General features: G+C 74.7%; 16 protein-coding genes and 1 pseudogene. 10 read left to right on the forward strand and 7 right to left on the reverse strand.

What is annotated here, in order from left to right:
* Nucleotides 1-28: 28 nt before the first annotated feature.
* Nucleotides 29-769: a MerR family transcriptional regulator gene (locus PSED_RS18205; RefSeq protein ID WP_013675712.1), complete on the forward strand. Its 741-nt coding sequence runs from the start codon at nucleotides 29-31 to the stop codon at nucleotides 767-769.
* On the opposite strand, the gene PSED_RS18210 is transcribed toward PSED_RS18205, so the two are convergent.
* The gene (locus PSED_RS18210) at nucleotides 745-3222 is read right to left on the reverse strand and encodes a SpoIIE family protein phosphatase (protein ID WP_013675713.1); all 2478 of its coding nucleotides are present in this window, start codon (nucleotides 3220-3222) and stop codon (nucleotides 745-747) included. The two genes, PSED_RS18205 and PSED_RS18210, sit on opposite strands and share 25 nt — an antisense overlap.
* Nucleotides 3223-3366: 144 nt before the next feature.
* On the opposite strand from PSED_RS18210, the gene PSED_RS18215 reads away from it, so the two are divergent.
* Together PSED_RS18215 and PSED_RS18220 are read left to right on the forward strand one after the other, a co-directional pair.
* Nucleotides 3367-3762, forward strand: a complete 396-nt coding sequence (locus PSED_RS18215; protein WP_013675714.1) for an MmcQ/YjbR family DNA-binding protein — start codon at nucleotides 3367-3369, stop codon at nucleotides 3760-3762.
* 22 nt (nucleotides 3763-3784) lie between these two features.
* Entirely contained in the window at nucleotides 3785-4582 is a 798-nt protein-coding gene (locus PSED_RS18220; protein WP_233899070.1) for an alpha/beta fold hydrolase, read from the forward strand.
* Here PSED_RS18220 and PSED_RS18225 read toward each other — a convergent pair.
* A complete protein-coding gene (locus tag PSED_RS18225; RefSeq protein ID WP_013675716.1) occupies nucleotides 4545-4955 on the reverse strand; it encodes a TIGR03668 family PPOX class F420-dependent oxidoreductase in 411 nt (136 codons plus the stop codon). The genes PSED_RS18220 and PSED_RS18225 overlap by 38 nt on opposite strands.
* A 42-nt stretch (nucleotides 4956-4997) precedes the next feature.
* On the opposite strand from PSED_RS18225, the gene PSED_RS18230 reads away from it, so the two are divergent.
* From PSED_RS18230 to PSED_RS18250, 5 genes are all read left to right on the forward strand, one after another.
* Nucleotides 4998-5702, forward strand: a complete 705-nt coding sequence (locus PSED_RS18230; RefSeq protein ID WP_013675717.1) for an MBL fold metallo-hydrolase — start codon at nucleotides 4998-5000, stop codon at nucleotides 5700-5702.
* A 92-nt stretch (nucleotides 5703-5794) separates the two neighbouring features.
* Nucleotides 5795-6781 carry a pirin family protein gene (locus tag PSED_RS18235; protein WP_013675718.1) on the forward strand — a complete coding sequence of 329 codons (987 nt, stop codon included), beginning with the start codon at nucleotides 5795-5797 and terminating at the stop codon, nucleotides 6779-6781.
* Nucleotides 6778-7065, forward strand: a complete 288-nt coding sequence (locus PSED_RS18240) for a GNAT family N-acetyltransferase (RefSeq protein ID WP_013675719.1) — start codon at nucleotides 6778-6780, stop codon at nucleotides 7063-7065. The genes PSED_RS18235 and PSED_RS18240 overlap by 4 nt, the downstream gene beginning before the upstream one ends.
* An 86-nt stretch (nucleotides 7066-7151) precedes the next feature.
* Entirely contained in the window at nucleotides 7152-10313 is a 3162-nt protein-coding gene (locus PSED_RS18245) for a DEAD/DEAH box helicase (protein WP_013675720.1), read from the forward strand.
* Entirely contained in the window at nucleotides 10303-11169 is an 867-nt protein-coding gene (locus PSED_RS18250; RefSeq protein ID WP_013675721.1) for an SWIM zinc finger family protein, read from the forward strand. Before PSED_RS18245 ends, PSED_RS18250 begins: the two co-directional genes overlap by 11 nt.
* 9 nt (nucleotides 11170-11178) lie before the next feature.
* Here PSED_RS18250 and PSED_RS35685 read toward each other — a convergent pair whose 3' ends face one another.
* Both PSED_RS35685 and PSED_RS35690 read right to left on the reverse strand, forming a co-directional pair.
* The gene (locus PSED_RS35685) at nucleotides 11179-11550 is read right to left on the reverse strand and encodes a DUF3817 domain-containing protein (RefSeq protein WP_049803704.1); all 372 of its coding nucleotides are present in this window, start codon (nucleotides 11548-11550) and stop codon (nucleotides 11179-11181) included.
* 276 nt (nucleotides 11551-11826) lie between these two features.
* Nucleotides 11827-12054 (reverse strand): annotated as a pseudogene (locus PSED_RS35690) (DnaJ family domain-containing protein); the annotation flags it as partial.
* A gap of 52 nt (nucleotides 12055-12106) precedes the next feature.
* On the opposite strand from PSED_RS35690, the gene PSED_RS18265 reads away from it, so the two are divergent.
* A complete protein-coding gene (locus PSED_RS18265; protein ID WP_013675723.1) occupies nucleotides 12107-13279 on the forward strand; it encodes a trans-sulfuration enzyme family protein in 1173 nt (390 codons plus the stop codon).
* Here PSED_RS18265 and PSED_RS18270 read toward each other — a convergent pair whose 3' ends face one another.
* Together PSED_RS18270 and folE are read right to left on the reverse strand one after the other, a co-directional pair.
* Nucleotides 13280-14545: an NAD(P)/FAD-dependent oxidoreductase gene (locus PSED_RS18270; RefSeq protein ID WP_013675724.1), complete on the reverse strand. Its 1266-nt coding sequence runs from the start codon at nucleotides 14543-14545 to the stop codon at nucleotides 13280-13282.
* Nucleotides 14538-15173 (reverse strand): GTP cyclohydrolase I FolE, encoded by a 636-nt coding sequence (gene folE, locus PSED_RS18275; RefSeq protein ID WP_013675725.1) that lies wholly within the window; start codon nucleotides 15171-15173, stop codon nucleotides 14538-14540. Before folE ends, PSED_RS18270 begins: the two co-directional genes overlap by 8 nt.
* Nucleotides 15174-15267: 94 nt before the next feature.
* Between folE and PSED_RS18280 the strand changes: the two genes are divergently transcribed.
* On the forward strand, nucleotides 15268-15939 hold the full coding sequence (locus tag PSED_RS18280) for a helix-turn-helix transcriptional regulator (protein ID WP_013675726.1): 672 nt from the start codon (nucleotides 15268-15270) through the stop codon (nucleotides 15937-15939).
* Here the strand turns inward: PSED_RS18280 and PSED_RS18285 are convergent.
* On the reverse strand, nucleotides 15927-17990 hold the full coding sequence (locus tag PSED_RS18285; protein WP_013675727.1) for a transglycosylase domain-containing protein: 2064 nt from the start codon (nucleotides 17988-17990) through the stop codon (nucleotides 15927-15929). The two genes, PSED_RS18280 and PSED_RS18285, sit on opposite strands and share 13 nt — an antisense overlap.
* Between the last annotated feature and the right edge of the window lie 273 nt (nucleotides 17991-18263).

The following is an 18263-nucleotide window of genomic DNA, read 5'->3' on the forward strand; positions in this document are numbered from 1 at the left end:
TCGTTCCTGCACGACGGGAGGACGGACGATGCGCTGGTCGACGGCGGAGGTGGCCCGGATGGCCCGGGTCAGCTCGCGGACGCTGCGGCACTACGACCACACCGGTCTGCTGCGCCCCGCGGGCACCGGCAACGGCGGGCTCCGGCTCTACGGGCGCCCCGAGCTCGACCGCCTGCAGCACATCCTGCTGCTGCGCGAGCTCGGCCTCGGCCTGGCCGACATCGCCGCGGTCCTCGACGGGCAGACCGACGAGGTCGCGGCGCTGCGCCGCCACCACGCACGGCTGCTGTCGGAGTCACGCCGGCTCCGCACGCTCGCCGCGACCGTCGCGCGCACGATCGAGGAACGGGAGGGAGGTGAGGAGATGGCAGCCGAGGAACTGTTCGAGGGGTTCGCGAACGACCCCTACGCGGCCGAGGCGCGCGAGCGCTGGGGCGACACCGCGGCCGATTCCCAGCGCCGGGTCGCCGGCTGGGACGCCGGGCGGCAGCGCGAGGTGATGGCGCAGGGCACGGCGGTGAACGCGCGGATCGCGGAGTTGATGCGCGCGGGCAGCCCGGTCGACGACGCCGCCGTGCAGGCGGCCGTGGCGGAGCACCACGCGTGGGTCCGGCACTTCTGGGAGCCGAACCGCGAGGCCTACATCGGGCTGGGCGAGCTCTACGTCGACGATCCGCGGTTCACCACGACGATCGACCGTGACGCGCCCGGTCTGGCGGTCTACCTGCGCGACGCGATGCGCGTCTACGCCGACCGTGAGCTCGCCTGAGCGGCCTGCCGATCGGCCGTGACCTGCTGGTCGGTGAGCTGACGACCGGTGCCCTGCTGATCGGTGCCCTGCTGATCGGGAGGCCCCGCCCGCACCGCGAGGACGACGACGTCGTCCCCGGTGTCGGCCGTGCTGCCCCGCACGACCGCGTCGCAGAACCGGTCCAGGGGCAGTTCCGACGCCGCGCCCGCGAGCCGCAGCAACGCGTCGGTCGCGGCGTCGTCGGGGTCGTCGCGGCGCTCGTAGAGCCCGTCGGTGTAGAGCAGCAGGGTCGAGCCGGGCGGGAGCGCGACCTCGTGGTCGTGCCGGGGCATCCCGGCGTCGACCCCGATGACGACGTCGACCGGGACGTCGAGCACCCGCACGTCGCCACCCGGCGCCACGAGCAGCGGCGGCGGGTGCCCGGCGCTCGACCACCGGAACACCGCGTGGTCACCCGTCCACAGCACCCGGCCGTAGACGAGCGTCGTGAACCCGGTGACGCCGAGCCGCGACGCCACCCGGTCGAGCCTGGCGACCACGTCCGAGGGTTCCCGCTCGGTGTCGTAGGCCAGCGCGCGCAGCATGCTGCGCAGCTGGCCCATCGTCGCGGCGGCGGTGAGGTCGTGCCCCGAGACGTCGCCGACGGCGAGCGCGAGGTCGCCGCCGGGCAGCCGGAACGCGTCGTACCAGTCCCCGCCGATCTGCAGCTCGGCCGCCGCCGGGAGGTAGCGGGCCTGCACCTCGAGGCCGGCGATGCCGATCTCGGCGGGCCGCGGCGGTTCGGTGAGCATCGCGTTCTGCAGCGCCAGGGACACCTCCCGGGTGCGCTGGACACGGCGGGTGACCTCGACCGCGGCCGACACCCGCGCCGCCAGCTCGACGACGAGCGCCCGGTCGTCGTCGGTGTAGGCGGGCCGGTCCCCGCAGGCCAGGAACATCACGGCGGCGACGACGAGCCCGCCCGACACGACGGGCGCCGCGAGACAGGAGTGCAGACCGGCCGCCCGGCCCCAGTCCCACATCTCCGCCGTGCCCGCCCACTCCTCGCGCGACGTGGTCGCGCTGTCGAGCACGGCGGTGCGGTCGCGCACCGCCCGCGACACCGGGTGCGCGGCACCGAAGACGAACCGGTCGACCGCCGGCGGTGGCGGGGCGAACCCGGGCGCGGTGCGCGAGACGGACCGGACGCCGGTCAGGACGGCGCCGCCCGCGGTCACCGGCTCGACGAGGTAGACCCGGCACAGGTCGGCGTACTCGGGGACGACGGTCTCGGCGAGCGCGGTCAGCCCGCCCTCGGGGTCGTCGGCCCCGTTGACGGCCAGTGTCGCCCTGGCCAGGACGTCGAGCCGCTGCCGCGCCCGCACGCTCGCCTCGATGTCGCTCTCGGTGCCCACCCACTCGACGACGGCGCCCGTCTCGTCGCGCACGGCGACGGCCCTGGCCCGGTGCCACCGGTAGCCGCCGTGCGCGCCGCGCAGCCGGGCGGTGTGGGAGAAGCGGTGGCCGGTGGCGACCGCGTCGAGCCAGGCGGCACGCTTGGACGGGCGGTCGGCCGGATGGACCGCGTCGAGGAACCCCCAGCCCAGGTACTCCTCCCGGCGCTGGCCGGTGATGGCCCGCATGCTCGGCGAGTCCTCGACGGCGCTGCCGTCGGCGGCCCGGATCCACACCGCCGCGCTGGTCGCCTCGACGAGGCTCTGGTACCGGGTGAGCAGCCGCTGCCGCTGCGCGGCGACGTCGGCCAGCTCCTCACGGGTGCGGTCGGCGTCGGTGACGTCGATGACGACGAGCCCGACGCCCATGACCGCCCCGCCCTCGTCGCGGACCGGGTAGGCGTCGATGGTCCAGGACTTCTCCGGACCGCGCCCGTGCCACAGCCGCCCGGTCATCCGGGTGCGCAGCCGTGGCCTGCCGTCGGCGAGCACCTCGCGCAGCAGTGCGGTGATCCGGGCCCCGGTCTCGCCGTGCGCCTCCTCCAGCGTGCGGCCGATGCGGTCGTCGGCGGTGCCGCCGTCGATCGTCGCGACCGCCTTGTTGACCCGGCGGTAGCGCAGCTCGGTGTCGAAGTAGGCCAGCCCGACGGGGGCGGTCTCCCACAACGCGTCGAGCAGCGCGAACGCCTCGTCGCCGACCCGGCTCTCCGACAGGTCCCGCAGTACGCCGACGACGGCGGGCCCCGGCCCGGTGCGCGGCACCGCGCGGAACCACAGCACCCGGCCGGACGGCACCGCCGCGGGGAACCGGCCCTCGACGCGCCGGCCCGCCGACAGCTGCGCCATCACCGACGCGGCGACATCGGTGTCGACGACGGCGTCGGTCGCCCGCTGCGCACCGAACCCGTTGCGCCCCAGTACCCGCTCCGCGGCCAGCCCGGTGAGCTCGGCCGCGGTCGCGTTCCAGACCAGCACGGACCCGGCGGCGTCGAGGGCGAACAGGCCGACGGGCGCCGCGTCGATCATCGCGGCGGCCATGCCGTCCCGTCCCTGCAGCGTCGCCTCCCCGGGTCACGGCCCCGGTGGCGCCGTCGTCGGTCGGGCGCAATCGTAGGGGCGCCGCTGGCGTCGGAGCACCTCCGGACTGGCGGTGTCGCGGCTGCGCACGGGAGGGTGACGTGCGTGAACGCCATCGACGCCGACCCGGACCCGCTCGGCCGGCTGCGCGCCCTGTGCACGGCGCTGCCGGGGGTCACCGAGCGGACGAGCCACGGCGAGCCGACGTGGTTCGTCCGGAAGGTCTTCGTCACCTACGCCGATCACCATCACGACGACCGGGTCGCCTTCTGGTGCGCCGCCCCGCCCGGGGCGCAGGAGGCGCTCGTCGCCGCGCACCCGGACCGGTACTTCCGCCCGCCCTACGTCGGCGGCCGGGGCTGGCTCGGCGTGTGGCTCGACGTGCCCGTCGACTGGGACGAGATCGCCGAGATCGTCCTCGACGCCTACCGGGAGATCGCCCCGCGCACCCTCGTCGCGCGGCTGTCCGCGCCCCCGGACGACGGTGTGAACGGTCGTTAACCCCACCACCTATCATCGGCTCGTGCAGGAGGCGGTGGTTCCGGCGACGATCGAGGTCGGCGGCGGTCGGTACGAGTACGAGGACGTCCCCGGCGCCGAACCCGCGCTGGTGCTGCTGCACGAGGGCCTCGGCTCGGTCGGGCTGTGGCGCGGCTTCCACCGCGACCTCGCGGCCGCGACCGGGCGGCGCACCGTCGCCTTCTCCCGGCTCGGGCACGGCCGCTCCGGTCCGCCCGCCGCGCCGCGCGGGACCGACTTCATGCACGTGGAAGCCCGGGAGGTGCTGCCCGCCGTGCTGGCCGCGCTCGGCATCGCGTCCCCGATCCTGGTCGGGCACAGCGACGGCGGCTCGATCGCGCTGCTGGCGGCGGCGTCGCAGCTGCCGTTGACCGGCGTGGCGGTGCTCGCGCCCCACGTGTTCGTCGAGGACGGCGGGCTCGCCTCGATCGCCACGACCCGCGCGGCGTTCGACGACGGCGCCCTGCGCACGCGGATGGCCCGCCACCACGACGACCCGGACGTCATGTTCGGCAACTGGGTCGGCGTGTGGCTGGACCCGCGGTTCCGGTCCTGGGACATCACCGGCGAGCTGCCGCGGATCACCTGCCCGGTACTGGCGGTCCAGGGCACGGCCGACGTCTACGGCACGGTCGCCCACGTCGAGGCGGTCCGCGATCTCGCGGCGGGCCCGGTCGAGCTGCTGCTGCTCGACTGCGGCCACTCTCCGCACCTGGAACGCCGCGACGACACCCTCGCCGCGGTGGCGGCCTTCGTGGCCGGCCTCACCGCGCCGTCCAGCCCGCCCAGCGCTCCGGCGTGAGCACGAGCACCGGGCCGGGCGGCGGGGCGTCGCGGTAGCGGGGGTACTTCGCCGCGAGCGCGTCCAGTGCGGGGCGGCACGCGGGGGCGTCGCGGATCTCGGCGGTGCCGTCGACGCGCACCCACCACAGCCGGTCCCAGTCGTCCTCGTAGTGGTCGACGAGCAGGGCCGCCCGCGGGTCCCGGTCGACGTCGTCGAGCCGGGCCAACCGCCTGCCGCTCTTGGGTTTGACGTCGTCGACCGCGCTCCACAGCAGGCCGTCGAGCAGCACGAACGTCACCGGGACCAGGCGCGGGGTGCCGTCGGCGCGCAGGGTGGCGAGCCGGGCCACCGGGGACGCGGCCACCCGGGCGCGCCGGTCGTCGTCGCTCATCGCGGGCACGGGTCCATTGTGGCGGGTCTACGCTGCGACGACATGGCCCATCCGCTCGCCGTACCGCTCGCCGACGGAGCGTGGCGGCTGCACACGGTCCGCGGCCCGTGGCTCAACACGTTCGTCTTCGCCCAGGGCCCGGGGCGCGAGGTCACGCTCGTCGACACGGGGCTGCCGGGAGCACCGAAGCGGGTGCTCGCGGGTCTGGCCGCGATCGGGCGGAGGCCGTCGGACGTGCGGCGCATCGTCGTCACGCACGCCCATCCCGACCACGCGGGCGGTGCCGCCGCACTCGCCGCCGCGACCGGCGCCCCGGTCGCGCTGCACGGTGACGACGTCTCGTTCGCCCTGGCCGGGGCCGGTCCGCGGTTCGACCCGTCGACACGCGGCGGGCGGATCATGGCCCGGCTCGGCAAGGGGACGTTCCCGCCGGTGCCGGTCGCCGAGGAGCTCACCGACGGCCAGGCGCTCGACGGCGGGCTGCACGTGCTCGCGACGGCCGGGCACACCCCCGGCCACGTCGCCCTGCTGCACGAGCCGAGCGGGGTGCTGGTCGTCGGGGACGCGCTGATGAACGTCGGACGGATGCGGGTCTCGCCGCGGGCGCTGTGCAACGACGCGCGGCTCTGCCGGCAGACGGTCCGCCGCCTCGCCGAGGTGGACCACTCCGTGCTGGCGTTCAGCCACGGGCCGTCGGTCGCCGACGGCGCGGCGCTCGGGGCGCACCTGCGGACCGCGCTCGTCTGAAGGGGCCGGGAATGCCGGGAGCCCCGGCACCGTTCGACGAGATAGTTGCACGCTCAACTGACAGAGGGTGCTCACGACACGAGGAGGTCGCCATGCCGGCCGTCACCGTCGCCGACATCACCACGCTCGCCCGGGTTCCCGAAGCCGGGCCCACCGACCTGGACCGCCGCGTCCGCTCGGTGACCACCGCGCCGACCGGCTACGAGGGCGAGGGGTTCCCGGTCCGCCGCGCGTTCGCCGGTGTGGACCTGCGCGACCTCGACCCGTTCCTGCACATGGACCAGATGGGCGAGGTCGAGTACGCACCCGGTGAGCCGAAGGGCACGGCGTGGCACCCGCACCGCGGCTTCGAGACCGTCACCTACATCATCGACGGCACCTTCGAGCACATGGACTCCCACGGCGGCGGCGGGACGATCTCCGACGGCGACACGCAGTGGATGACCGCGGGCAGCGGGCTGCTGCACATCGAGCGGCCCCCGGAGGCGCTCGTCGCGAGCGGCGGCCTCTTCCACGGACTGCAGCTGTGGGTGAACCTGCCCAGGGCGGAGAAGTGGAGCGAGCCGAAGTACCAGGACCTGCGGGCGGCCGAGGCGGCCCTGCTCACCACAGCCGACGGCGGCGCCCTGATCCGGGTCATCGCCGGTGAGCTGGCCGGGCACACCGGTCCCGGCTCGACCCGCACCCCGATGGCGATGATGCACGCGACGATCAGCCCCGGCGCGCAGCTGCGGCTGCCGTGGCGCCGCGACTTCAACGCGCTGGTCTACGTGCTCTCCGGCGCCGGCAGCATCGGGCCCGACGGGCAGCCGATCGAGACCGGACAGCTCGTCGTGCTCGGGCCGGGCGACGTCATCACCGTCAACGGGGCGAACAAGCAGGAGTCGCGGCTGGCGGGCCTCGACGTCGTCGTGCTGGGCGGCCGCCCGATCCAGGAGCCGGTCGCGTGGGCGGGCCCGTTCGTCATGAACTCCAAGGCCGAGGTGCTGCAGGCCTTCGAGGACTACCAGAAGGGCAAGCTCGGCGTGATCCCGGCGAGCTACGTCCCGCACGGCGACCTGGGCGGGGCGACGTCGTGACCGACGTGGCGGGGCCCGCGCCGGTCGTCGTCGACCGCCCCGAGCGGTCCCGCTTCGAGGTCCTCGTCGGCGACGAGGTCGCGGGCCGCGCCTTCTACACGCTGGACGACGGGCTGATCGTGTTCACCCACACCGAGGTCGACGACCGGTTCGGCGGTCGCGGCCTCGGCGGGGTGCTGGCCCGCGGCGCGCTCGACGCCGCCCGTGCCCGCGGGCTGCGCGTCCGCCCGGACTGCCCCTTCATCCGGAGCTGGATCGAGAAGCACCCGGAGTACAGCCCGTGAGCGGCGATGGTCGCTGGAGCGACCATCGCCGCTCACGACCCCGGCGCCCGCCGGAGATCGTCGGTGGGCGGTCGTAGCCTGTCCGGGTGCTCGTCGTCCATGCCCTGTGGTCCCCCGGCCGGGGAGTGCTGCTGTGGGCCGAGGACGGCGAGCGGCCGGCCACCACCAGCGCCCGGTCGCTGCGCACGGCCCGCCCACACCCGTTCGCGGTGCCGTCGGGCGAGCTCGCGGCGCTGCACCCCGGCAAGGCAGCGTCCCTGGTGCTGCTGCTGCCGGGCCGGCCCTCGGGTCCGCTGGCCTCGCCCGAGCTCGTCCGGACGGGGCCGGTGCGGCGCCCGCGGGCGGCACCCGAGCTCCTGCCGTGGACGGTGCCGGCGCTGGCGGTCGACGCGGCGGAGCTGCGCGACCCGGTCCCCGAGGTCCGCTACGGCGCCTCCGTCGCGCACCTGCGCGCGGTGCTCGACCTCGCCGACGACCTCGCCGGTCGTGGCCGCGTCCTGCCGACGCTCGCCGCCGACGAGGGCGGCGTCGCGTACGCGCGCTGGCGGCCCGTCGTCCAGGGCCTCGACGCGGTGGCCTTCGAGAGCCTGGTCGCGGGTGTGCCACCGGTCGGGCGGGCCGAGCGCCGCCCCCGGTCGGGTCCCGGCGCCCCGCCCGACGTCCGCGGCCACGACCCCCACACCCTGCTCACCGACGCGCTCGCCGTCCTCACCGACGCCGCGGTGCGCGACCGGCTGGCCCGTGCCGACGAACCCGTCCCCGTCCTGCCGCCGCGGCGGGGCCGGGCGCCCGCTGTCGCGCCGGCCGCCGAGTCGTGGCTCACCGCGCTCGTCTCCCCGGACGGGCGGATCGGCGGTGCCGCCGGCGTCCGGCGCCCGGAGCTCGACGAGCTGGCCCGCGCCGTCGCGGCGTGGGACGAGGTGGGGGCCGACGCCGCGGGCCCGGCGCGGGCGTCGTTCCGGCTGGCCGAGGTCCCGGTGCTCGACGACCCGGCCGATCCCGAGAACCAGCTGGCGCCGAGCACCGACCAGACCGGGGACGGCACCAGGTGGGAGCTGCAGTTCTCGCTGCGCTCCACCGACGACCCGAGCCTGCTCGTGCCCGCGGCCCGGATCTGGGACGGCGCGGGCACGACGCTGACCCGGCTCATCGGCGAACCGCAGGAGCTGCTGCTGGCCGAGCTCGGCCGCGCCGCGCTGGTCTACCCGCGGCTCACGCGGGCGCTGCGGTCGGCCTGCCCCGAGGTCCTGCCGCTCGACGTCGAGGGCGCCGCCGAGTTCCTCACCGAGGTCGCCGGCAGGCTCCTCGCCGAGGGGTTCGACGTCGAGCTCCCCGCGGGGTGGGACGGCAGTCGCCGGCTGGGCCTACGGCTCTCGGCGAGCTCGACCGCCGCGCCCGGCGTCGTCGTCCGGGGCGGGCTGGGCCGCGAGGAGCTCGCCGCGTTCCGCTGGCAGCTCGCCGTCGGCGACGAGATCCTCGACGAGGACGAGATCGCCGAGCTCGTCGCCACCAAGGCTCCGCTCGTACGGCTGCGCGGCCAGTGGGTGACCGTCGACCCCGACCAGCTGCGCGCCGGCCTGGAGTTCATGCGCCGCAACGCCGGGCGACGGCGCAGCGCGGGCGAGGTCGTCGCCATGGCCGCGGCCCCGCCCGCCGACGCGCCGCTGCCCGTCACCGGCGTCGAGGCCACGGGCTGGCTCGGCGACCTCATCGACGGCTCGGCCGAGCACACGCTCAGCCCGGTCGAGCCGCCGTCGTGGTTCACCGCCACGCTGCGGCCCTACCAGCAGCGCGGGCTGTCGTGGCTCGCGTTCCTGTCCGCGCTCGGGCTCGGCGCCTGCCTGGCCGACGACATGGGCCTGGGCAAGACCGTCCAGCTGCTCGCGCTGGAGTCCTACGAGCGCGACGCCGACCGGCACGCGCCGACGTTGCTGGTCTGCCCGATGTCGCTGGTCGGCACGTGGGAGCGCGAGGCGGCCCGGTTCGCGCCCCGCCTGCGGGTGCTCGTCCATCACGGCGGCGACCGCGGCGCCGGCGAGGAGTTCGACGCAGCCGCCGCGGCCGCCGATGTCGTCGTCACCACCTACGGCACCCTGGTGCGCGACGTCGAGCTGCTGGAGCGCCGCGGATGGCACCGGGTGGTGCTCGACGAGGCGCAGATGGTCAAGAACAGCCTGGCCGCGTCCGCGCGGGCGGTCCGCAGGCTGGCGGCCGGGCACCGGGTCGCGCTCACCGGGACCCCGATCGAGAACCGGCTGGCCGAGCTGTGGTCGGTGATGGACTTCCTCAACCCCGGCATGCTCGGCAGCGCCGAGCGCTTCCGGCAGCGCTTCGCGATCCCCGTCGAGCGCTACGGCGACGACGAGGCCGCCGCGCTGCTGCGCCGGCTCGTCGCGCCCTACCTGCTGCGCCGGGTCAAGACCGACCCCGGCGTGATCGACGACCTGCCGGAGAAGATCGAGATCACCCAGCACTACCGGCTCACCCGCGAGCAGGCGTCGCTGTACCGGACCGTCGTCGACGACATGCTCGACCGCATCGAGGGCACCGACGGCATCGCCCGTCGCGGCAACGTGCTGGCCGCGATGGCCAAGCTCAAGCAGGTGTGCAACCACCCGGCACAGCTGCTGCACGACGGCTCGCCGATCGGCCGGCGGTCGGGCAAGGTCACCCGGCTCGAGGAGATCCTGGAGAGCATCCTCGCCGAGGGCGACAAGGTACTGTGCTTCACCCAGTACGCCGAGTTCGCCTCGATGCTGGTGCCGCACCTGTCCGGGCGCTTCGACCAGGAGGTCCTCTACCTGCACGGGGGCACCCCGAAGAAGCGCCGCGACGAGATGGTCGAGCGTTTCCAGTCCCCGGACGGGCCGGCGATCTTCCTGCTCTCGCTCAAGGCGGGCGGCACCGGCCTCACGCTCACGGCGGCCTCGCACGTCGTCCACCTCGACCGCTGGTGGAACCCGGCCGTCGAGAACCAGGCCACCGACCGGGCGTTCCGGATCGGGCAGCGACGCAACGTGCAGGTCCGCACGCTCGTCTGCCCCGGCACCGTCGAGGAACGCATCGACGACCTGATCACCTCGAAGAAGGCGTTGTCGGGCAAGGTGATCGGCGACGGCGAGAACTGGGTGGGCGAGCTGGCCGACCTCTCGACCGACCGGCTGCGCGAGGTCTTCGCGCTCAGCGGCGACGCGCTCGCCGACCCGGCCGACGATCCCGACGGGCAGGGGGTGCCCCGTGGCGCGTGAACCCGACCCGTTCTGGTGGCGCGACGCCGACGCCGGCGGCAGGCCGCGTCCGGTCACCGGTGGCATCCAGATCCACGCGACGCGCGGCGCGGTGGCGCGCACGTGGTGGTCGGCCCGGTTCCTGGCCGTCCTCGAGAGCCTCGTCGCGGGTGGGCGCCTCGCCCGCGGGCGCAGCTACGCCCGCGCCGGGCAGACGCTCGACATGCGCGTCGACCCCGGTTCGGTGACCGCGACCGTGCAGGGCAGCCGCCCGGAGCCCTACCGGGTGCGGATCGGCGTCACGACGTACGGGAAGCCGGAATGGGCGCGCGTCGAGGAGGCATTGGCGGCCGACGCCTGGTACGCCGCGACGCTGCTCGCCGGCTCGATGCCGCCGGAGATCGAGGGCCTGTTCGCGACGCTGGGGCTGGCCCTGTTCCCCGCCGACGGTCGCGACCTCGTGATGGACTGCTCATGTCCCGACCACGCGGTTCCCTGCAAGCACCTCGCGGCGGTGTTCTACCTGCTCGCCGAGCGGTTCGACGCCGACCCGTTCGAGGTGCTGGCGCTGCGTGGGCGCGACCGCGAGACGCTGCTGGCCAACCTGCGTTCGCGCCGGGCGGCGGTCGCGGCGCACGACGCCACGGGACCGGCGGGTCCGGGTGCCGAGGAGCCGGCGGCGCCACCGCTGGCCGAGGTGCTCGACGACTTCTTCGCCGCGGGCCCGGGGCTCGACGACGCGCGCCGCGTCGTCCCCGTCCCGACCGCCCCCGACGCGCTGCTCGACCAGGTCCCCGGGTTCGCGATCGCGGTACGCGGCAAGAAGGTGGCCGACCTGCTGCGGCCGGTGTACCGGACGCTGGGCGACACCTCCTGAGCGCCGGGGTCAGGCCGGCGCGACGGCCGACGCGGAGCGTCGCACGGCGAGCCGGCCGGTGCGCATCGCCCACCGTTCGAACCACAGCGTGAACAGCGGCGGGATGCTCGCGAAGAGGGCCAGGAGCGTCGTGCGCAGCGACCACTCCAGGCGTCGGGCCGCGACGACGGTGACCACCAGGTAGGCGACGAACAGCGCGCCGTGGATCGGGCCGAAGATCTTCACCCCGATGTCGTCGAACACGACGACGTACTTGACGAACATCCCGATCAGCAGGCCCAGCCAGGAGCACGCCTCGGCGATCGCGACGGCGCGGAACGCCCGGGCGGGCCCGGACAGCCTGGTCGGGTCGGTCGGCGCGGTCGGCGAGGTGGCGGTCATCGGTGCGGCTCCCGGGTCGGTGTCGACGGCACCGCCCACTCTGCCCGACCCCTCCGCCACGTCTTCTACCGGGTGTCGAACTTCATCGGCGGCCCCGTCACCGCCACCTGCGCGGACACGCCGCCAGTCCGCGACGACGTCGTCGGCACGGACCGGGGACAGCGGCACGTTCGGCGGCGTCGGCGCCAGCAGCCAGCCGGCGATCCGCCGGTTCAGGTCCGAGACCACCGCCCGGACCTCGGCCTCCTCGCGCAGCGCCGCGACGGTGCCGGGCAGCCGTTGGATCTCCTTGCGCAGCAACAACGATGTGGGCAACAGGGCGTCGCCGGACAGACCCTCGCGCTCGATCCAGCGCCGGACCCACCAGTTGTCGTCGTCGGGGCCGTCGAGGCGCAGGGGCCTGCCCTTGCCAGGCAGGTTCTCGAACGCGCCGCGCTCGGCGGCCAACCGGATCTGTTCCTCGACGACCGACTCATGGACGACCGGCTCGTGCCGTTCCGCCACCGGCCCCCTCCCCCCGCGCCCGTGGATCCCGTGCCAGGGCTAGAACGAGCGTATGCAGGAGCCACCCCACCTCGCCACGCTCGCCGTCCACGCGGGCAACGACGTCGACCCCGGGACGCGCGCCATCCGCCGCCCGATCGTCGCCGCCAACTCCTACGCGCTGCCCGACGACCCGTCGCAGCTGTCGTGGTCGGGCACCGACACGGCGCTCTACACCCGCAACGGCGGCGCCAACCAGGGCTGGCTCGAGGACAAGCTCGCCGCCCTCGACGGCGGCGAGGCGGCCGTCGCGCTGGCCAGCGGCGTCGGCGCGCTGCACGCGGTCCTGTTCACGTTCCTGGAGGCGGGCGACCACGTCGTCTGCTCGGACGTCACCTACGTCGCGACGTACCGACTGCTCACCGAGCTGCTGCCGCGCAAGTACGGGATCACCGCGACGCTGGTCGACTCGTCGGACCCGGAGGCCGTCCGGGCGGCGATCCGCCCGCGGACCCGGCTCGTCCACGTCGAGACACCGGCGAACCCGACGACCCGGATCACCGACGTCGAGGCGGTCGCGGCGATCGCGCACGACGCGGGCGCGCTGCTCAGCGTCGACGCCACCTTCGCGACACCGGTGCTGCAGCGCCCGCTCGCGCTGGGCGCGGACCTCGTGGTGCACTCGTTGACGAAGTACGTCAACGGGCACGACGACGCGATGGGCGGAGCCGTGATCGGGCGCGCCGATCTCGTCGAGCGGATCCGGGCCGAGGCGATGGTCAACGCGGGCGCCACGATCAGTCCGTTCAACGCGTGGCTGATCATGCGCGGCGCCGTGACGCTGCCGCTGCGGATGCGCCGGCACTGCGCGTCGGCGCTGGAGCTGGCCGAGTTCCTGGAGGCCGACCCGCGCGTCGCCTACGTCGCCTACCCGGGCCTGGCCTCGCACCCCCAGCACGCGCTCGCGGCACGCACGCTCGACGGCGGCTTCGGCGGCATGCTCGCCTTCGCCGTGCGCGGGGACACCGCCGCGCAGAACCGGTTCGTCGCCGACCTGCGGGTGATCACGTCCGCGGTGTCGCTGGGACACGACGAGTCGTTGATCGTGCACGTCGCGGCCGACGACGAGCGCGCCCGGTTCTACCCGCCGGAGTTCCGGCGGTGGGGACACCTGCGGTTCTCGGTCGGCCTGGAGGACCCCCGCGACCTCGTCGCGGACCTCACCCAGGCCCTCGACCGGCTCTGATCAGCCCTCGGCGAGATCGGCGAGGGCGACCGCCGGGTCGGCCAGGTGTGCGGCGGGCGGCGTCGCCCGGCTGCGGACGAGCAGTCCCAGATGCTCGGTCACGTCCCACACGTTCACGTTCATCGCGGCCGCGACGACGCCCTCCACCAGCCAGAACGCCACGAACTCGCGACTGTCGAGATCGCCGCGCACGACGAGGTCGTAGGGCTGGGTCGGGTCGAACCAGCCGGTGAACTCCATCCCGAGCTCGAACTGGTCGGTGTAGAAGTACGGCGGCCGGTCGTAGGACGCGGGCACGCCCAGCGCGGTGCGCGCGGCGACCGCGGGCTGGTTGAGCGCGTTGGCCCAGTGCTCGACGCGGATCCGCCTGCCCAGCAACGGGTTCCACGCCGCGGCGAGGTCGCCGACGGCCAGCACGTCGGGGTGCGAGGTACGCAGGTGCTCGTCGACGCACACCCCGCCGCCGGTGTCGCGACCGCCGAGCTCGAGGCCCGCGTCGCGGGCGAGCTCGACGTTCGGCGCCGCCCCGATGCCGACGACGACCACGTCGGCCGGCAGCGCGGTGCCGTCGTCGAGATGCACGACGTTCGCGCCCTCGCCACTGTCCCCTGCCACGACGTCGCGCACCCCCACACCGCAGCGCAGGTCGACGCCGTGCGCCCGGTGCAGGTCGTCGAACACCCGGGCGACCTCCGGCCCGAGCACCCGCACGAGCGGCAGCTCCGCCACCTCGACGACGGTCACCTGCGCACCGGCCGTGACCGCGGCGGCCGCCGTCTCCAGCCCGATCCACCCGCCGCCGACGACGACGACCCGCGCACCCGGGCGCAGCGCGGCGCGCAGCCGCTCGCTGTCGCCGACGTCGCGCAGGTGGTGGACCCCGGCCGCGTCGGCGCCCGGGAGGTCGAGCCGGCGGGCGCGCGAGCCGGTGGCGAGGACGAGCGTGTCGTAGCGGGTGCGGTCGCCGTCGGCCGTCGTGATCGCGTGCCCGGCGACGTCCAGGGCCGTGACGGCCGCGCCGAGCCGCAGGTCGACGGCGTTGTCGGCGTACCAGTCCGCCGGGTGCACGTCGAGCGACGCGCGCTCGGCGCTGCCCTGCAGATAGCCCTTGGACAGCCCCGGGCGCTCGTACGGCACGACGGCCTCCGCCCCGACCAGCACGATCGAGCCCTCGAACCCCTCGCCGCGCAACGCCTCCGCCGTCTTCGCGGCGGCGAGCCCACCGCCCGCGACGACGACGGTTCGGCCCGAACCCGCCTCAGACATGTCCGCCTCCTGGTCGTGGCATCGTCAGCGCGAGGAACTCGGCGCGCGAGCGCGGATCCTCGCGCAGGGTGCCGAGCAACGTCGAGGTGATCGTGCTCGTGCCGTCGGCCCGCACCCCGCGCAGCGACATGCACATGTGCTCGGCCTCGACGACGACCCCGACCCCGCGCGGCGCGAGCTGCGAGTCGAGCCAGTCCGCGACCTGCTTGGTCAGGCGTTCCTGCACCTGCGGCCGCCGGGCGAACAGCTCGACGACGCGGGCGAGCTTGGACAGCCCCAGGATCCGCTCGCCGGGCAGGTAGCCGACGTGCGCGACACCGACGAAGGGCAGCATGTGGTGCTCGCACACCGACTGCACGGGGATGCTGCGGGCGAGGACCAGCTCGTCGTAGCCCTCGTCGTTGGCGAACGTCGTGAGGTCGAACGACCGCGGCGCCAACATCTCGGCGTAGGCGCGGGCCATCCGGCCGGGGGTGCCGGCGGTGGCGTCGCCGTCGACGGGGACACCCAGCGCGACGAGGAAGTCCCGGGCGGCGCGCTCGGCCCGGCCGAGATCGATTCCCGAGTCCGGCGGGACCACCCGCAGCGGTCGTACGACCGCCTCGGCCAGAGCGCTGTCGCCGTTCATGCGGTACCCCCATTTTCTAAAGGACGCTACGCTTAACGTTAGAACCCGGACTTCTCTTGCGTCAACAGTTCTGTCCTTTAGAAGGAGGCGGTCCGTGCCGGACCTGGCCGCGCAGATCGAGAGCGTGAGCGCGCTCGCCGAACCCCAGCGCCGTGCCCTCTACCGCTACGTCGTCGCGCAGCCGGAACCGGTGAGCCGCGACCAGGCCGCGGCCGCGACCGGCCTGCCCCGGCACACCGCCAAGTTCCACCTCGACCGGCTGGCCGCCGACGGGCTGCTCGACACCGAGTTCCGCCGACTGGGCACCCGGCGCGGACCGGGCGCGGGGCGCCCGACCAAGCTGTACCGCCGCTCCGCGCGGGAGTTCGACGTCACCGTCCCCGACCGTCGCTACGCCCTGGCCGCGGCGGTGCTCGCCGCCGCCGCGGAGGACTCGGCATCCCACGGCACACCGATCCGCGAGGCCGTGCGCACCGCCGCCGCGGCCGCGGGCACGCAGGCTGCCCGCGAGAGCGGCGACGACGTACTCACCGTCCTGGCCGCGCTGGGCTTCGAGCCACGGGACGAGGGCGCGGTCACGACGCTCGCGAACTGCCCGTTCCACCGGCTCGCCGTCGACCATCCCGACCTGACCTGCGGGATGAGCCTGCACCTCGTGGGTGCGGTGCTCGCCGAGCGCGGCGCCGACGCGACGACGGCCGTCCTCGACCCCGCACCCGGGCGCTGCTGCGTGGTCCTGACCGGGGGCCGGCGTCAGGGCTGCTGACCGAGGTAGCGCGGGTCGGGCGGGGGCAGCGGCACGACGGGCTGTCCCGCGAGGATGTCGCCGACGCCGCGGTACCAGGTCCGGGCGGGCACCTTGCCGCCGTAGATGTTGCCGGACCCGCAGCTGAACGGCGGGGTGCCGTCGCAGATCGGGCGCGGGGCGTTGCTGTCGTCGAACACGATCGCAGCGCCCGCGAGCTGCGGCGTCGCCCCGACGAACGCGGCGGACTTGTACTCCTGCGTCGTCCCGGTCTTCGCCGCCACCGGCCGGTCCCAGCCCTCGGACCCGGCGGCGGCGGCCGACGTCCCGCCCGGAGCGTCGTCGCGGCTCAGCCCGTTCATCAGGGTGTCGGCGATCCCCGGGTCGAGCACCTGCTTGCACGCGGGCTGGGTGACCGTGACGGGCACACCGGACCGGTCGGTCACCGACAGCACCGGGCTCGGCGGGCACCACGTCCCGTGGCTGGCCAGCGTCGCCATCACGTTGGCCAGCTCCAGCGAGCTCGTCGGCGAGACCCCTAGGGTGAACGACGCCTGCCGCTGCCGGCGGGCGACGTCGCCGATCGACGGTGCGCCCGGCGCGCGGGACGCCGGCGTCGTCGCCAGTGACGTGAGGCCGAGCCGCTCGGCCATGTCGACGACGGGCGGCACCCCCGTCGTCTCCTCCAGCTTGACGAACGCCGTGTTCGGCGACTCCGCCAGCGCGTCGGTGAGCGGCAGCTGGTCGGCGTAGTTGCCGTCGTTGCGGACCGGGATCGGGGTGCCGCTCGGTCCCCGGTAGATCGGCGAGGTGTACCCGCTGGGCGGCACGGGGATGACGGTGTTGATCCCGAGCGCGCCCTGCTCGAGCGCGGTCGCCGCCGTGAAGATCTTGTAGACCGACCCGGCGCCCATGTTCTCCGGGACGTAGGGCAGGCCGTAGCTGGACTGCCCGGGCTTGTTGCCGTAGGTCCGGTTCGCGGCCATCGCGAGGACGTGGTGGCCGTCGGCACCAGGCGTGATCACGGAGATGACGTCGGCGACGTGGGGCTGCGTCGGCGGCACCTGCCCGTCGACCGCGGCCTTGAGCTTGTCGAGCGCCCCGCGGTCGAGCGTGGTGCGGATCGTGAACCCGCCCGACTCCAGCTGGTCCTGCGTGATCCCCGACTGCGCGAGGTACGACACGACGTAGGAGCAGAAGAACCCGGCGTCGCCCGCGCCGATGCAGCCCTCCGCGGGCGCGGTGGGCACCGCGGCGACGCCGAGCGGCTCGGCGGCCGCCGCCGCTGCCTGGCCGGCGTCGACCGAGCCCTGCTGGCGCAGCTGCTCGATCACGACGTTGCGCCGGCCCGTCGCCGCCTCCGGGTGCTGGATCGGGTCGTACTCGGTGGGGCTCTGGACCATGCCCGCGAGCAGCGCGGCCTGCGCGACCGTCAGCCGGTCGGCGGTGGTCCCGAAGTACGCCTGCGCCGCGGCGCCGACCCCGTAGGCCCCGTTCCCGAAGTACACGATGTTCAGGTAGTCGGCGAGGATGTCGTCCTTGCTCACCCGATGGTCGAGGCTGATCGCCAGCTCGGCCTCCTTGAGCTTGCGGGCATAGCTCGGGGCGACGGCCGCCCGCCGTTCGGCCTCGGTGCGCGCGGCGACGTAGAGGTCGTAGTTCTTGACGTACTGCTCGGTCAGCGTGGAAGCACCCTGCGTCGCGCCCCCGTTGGAGTTGTTGACGAGCGCCCGGGCAGCGCCGAGCGGGTCGAAACCGCCGTGCTCGAAGAAACGTCTGTCCTCGATCGCGACGATCGCCGCTTTCATCGCGGGCGAGATGCGGTCGGCCGGGACGGGAATGCGGTACTGGTCGAAGAGGTACGCGATCGGCGTGCCCGCGGAATCGGTCACCGTCGTCGCAGCGGGCATGACGCCCGATTCCAGGTCGCTCGTCGAGCCCACCGCGGAATCGGCGACCTGCCCCGCCACCACCCCGGCCCCGCCGACCAACGGGAACGCGATCGCGGCGCCGACGAGCCCGGCCGCGACGATCATCACGACCAGTCGGCCGAGCGCACCTTTCACCTTCACCCGTGCGTGTCTACCAGGCCGGAGCCCGTCCGGAACGACCGGCCCGGGCGGGTCGCGACCTTCCTGACCGGCTCGTCCCGCCGTGCCGCGCCGCGTCCCGGACAGCACGCCCGAACGTCGTGAAAAGGAGAACGGTCGCATCGGCGGCGCAATGGCGACGATTCGTGGAAATCACGCTGCATAATTCCGCCGGATTTGCCTCGACGCACCGATGAATTCGCACCCGGCCCGCCGCCACGGCGTTGCGGAAGGCAGACTGGAACGCGGCCGACC

It is taken from the genome of Pseudonocardia benzenivorans CB1190, assembly GCF_000196675.2.
Lineage (GTDB): Bacteria > Actinomycetota > Actinomycetes > Mycobacteriales > Pseudonocardiaceae > Pseudonocardia > Pseudonocardia benzenivorans.